The sequence below is a fragment of the Erythrobacter sp. genome (genome assembly GCF_038133525.1).
GTDB lineage: Bacteria > Pseudomonadota > Alphaproteobacteria > Sphingomonadales > Sphingomonadaceae > Qipengyuania.
Window position 1 is genome coordinate 1 of record NZ_JAYPTL010000186.1, and the last position, 1,593, is coordinate 1,593.

General features: G+C 62.1%; 2 protein-coding genes. Both read right to left on the reverse strand.

Translation table 11 applies throughout. The features are described from left to right. Positions 1 to 61: 61 nt before the first annotated feature. A complete protein-coding gene (locus tag AAFM29_RS17830) occupies positions 62 to 1,060 on the reverse strand; it encodes an alpha-ketoacid dehydrogenase subunit beta (RefSeq protein ID WP_341714046.1) in 999 nt (332 codons plus the stop codon). 56 nt (positions 1,061 to 1,116) lie between these two features. Beyond that, positions 1,117 to 1,593 (reverse strand): thiamine pyrophosphate-dependent enzyme (locus AAFM29_RS17835; RefSeq protein WP_341714045.1); only part of this gene is annotated, 477 nt, incomplete at its 5' end.

Genomic DNA, 1,593 nt, shown 5'->3' on the forward strand with positions numbered 1-1,593 from the left:
TCCGCCTCGGCCACGCCTTCGCCAACATCGGGCATATTGAAAATGAACGTCGCCATTGCGCCTAGTCCTTGAGAATCTTGTCGATGGCCTCGCCGATGCGGATCGGGCCGGGGAAATAGGCCCATTCGAGGCTGTGCGGATAGGGCGTGTCGAAGCCCGTGACGCGTTCGACCGGTGCCTCGAGATGGTAGAAGCAGCGCTCGGTGACCAGCGCCGATAATTCAGCACCGAAACCACTTGTGCGCGTGGCCTCGTGGACGATCAGACAGCGACCGGTCTTCTGCACCGAAGCCTCGATCGCCTCGATGTCGAGCGGAACGAGCGTGCGCAGGTCGAGGATGTCGGCTTCGACGCCCTTCTCGCGACACACCGCCTCCACCACGTGAACCATGGTGCCATAGGCCAGGATTGTCAGTTGCTCGCCCTCAGTTGCAAGCCGCGCCTTGCCCAACGGGATCTTGTAGTAGCCTTCGGGCACCACGCTGGCGTCGAACTTCTTCCACGGCTGCGCCGGCTTGTCGTAGAAGCCCGTGAAAGGGCCGTTGTAGATGCGCTTGGGCTCGAAGAAGATGACCGGGTCGTTATCTTCGATCGCCGATATTAGCAGGCCCTTGGCGTCACAGGGTGTCGACGGAATCACCGTCTTCAGCCCCGACACATGGGTAAAGATAGCTTCGGGGCTCTGGCTGTGCGTCTGGCCACCGAAAATGCCGCCACCGAAGGGCGAACGCACGGTCATTGGCGCGATATACTCGCCCGCCGAGCGATAACGTAGGCGTGCTGCTTCGCTGATCAGCTGATCGAGCCCGGGGTAAATGTAGTCGGCAAACTGGATCTCCGGCACAGGGCGCAGACCATAAGCGCCCATCCCCACTGCGACGGCAATGATACCGCATTCGGAAATCGGCGTGTCGAACACGCGAGTCTTGCCGAATTTTTCCTGCAAGCCTGCGGTGCAGCGGAATACACCACCGAAGTAGCCAACATCCTCACCCATCACGACGACGTCGGGGTCGCGCTCCATCGAGACAGCCAACGCGTCGTTGATCGCCTCGATCATATTGAGACGGCGTTCGGCTTCTGCCCCCACCGCCGCGGCATCCTTGACCTCGGTGCTCACAGCTCCAGCCCTCCCGGAAACTTGATTTCGCGTTCGCGGATGGCCTGTTCGCTCTGTTCCTTGAGGTGCCAGGGCAGCTCCTCGAACACATCCTCGAACATGGTGCGGAACGGGTGGTGGAGGCCGTGACCGAGGATGCCGTTGGCTTCGGCGTCCTTGGTGGTGGCCTTGACCAGTTCGGCAGCCTCGAGGTCCATCTTTTCCTGGCGCGCCTCGTCCCACTCGCCGATCGCGATGAGGTGATCCTTGAGGCGCGTGATCGGGTCGCCAAGCGGCCACTCGCTGCGCTCTTGCGCACTGCGGTACCCGGTTGGATCATCCGAGGTCGAATGCCCTTCCGCGCGGTACGTAAAAAATTCGATCAGGGTCGGCCCGGCGTTGGCACGGGCACGATTGGCGGCCCATTGCTCGGCGGCGAAGCACGCAAGCGCGTCATTGCCGTCGACCCGCAGCCCGGCGAGGCCATAACCCAG